Origin of the sequence: Neisseria uirgultaei, from assembly GCF_962719845.1 — a bacterium.
Lineage (GTDB): Bacteria > Pseudomonadota > Gammaproteobacteria > Burkholderiales > Neisseriaceae > Neisseria > Neisseria bergeri.
Window position 1 is genome coordinate 1 of the sequence record NZ_CAUIYF010000037.1, and the last position, 401, is coordinate 401.

Here is a 401-nt window from a genome sequence, read left to right on the forward strand (position 1 = left end):
GTCTTAGCCTATATTAAAAAATTATTAAAAATCATTCATTTATTTTCACAATATTATATTTAATATTATTATCGATAGCTTCCTTAAAAATTAGTATACTATTTTCAATTATCTTCTTCTCTAATTCAAACTCAAATAAATCGTTGCAATCGTATTCATAGCTATAATTTGAAAATGTATTTTCACGTAATTTCCATAAAAATGAAACACGATTTTTATTATTAAAATAATACATTTGATAATCATCAAATGAATCCCCAAGCCCTACAATATATTCACTAGTGGTCTCATCATTGATTAGATAATAAAATTTCCTATTGGTATTGGAATTAATAATATCTTCCGGTAATCTAATTTGATTCGATAAACATCGCTCAAGGCGGGCTATAAATACGGGAATA

General features: G+C 24.9%; 1 protein-coding gene. It reads right to left on the reverse strand.

Going from position 1 to position 401, the window contains the following annotated elements; translation table 11 throughout:
- Positions 1-31 precede the first annotated feature (31 nt).
- Positions 32-401: hypothetical protein (locus Q9J32_RS10070; protein ID WP_301885000.1), on the reverse strand; the 370-nt coding region annotated here is incomplete at its 5' end.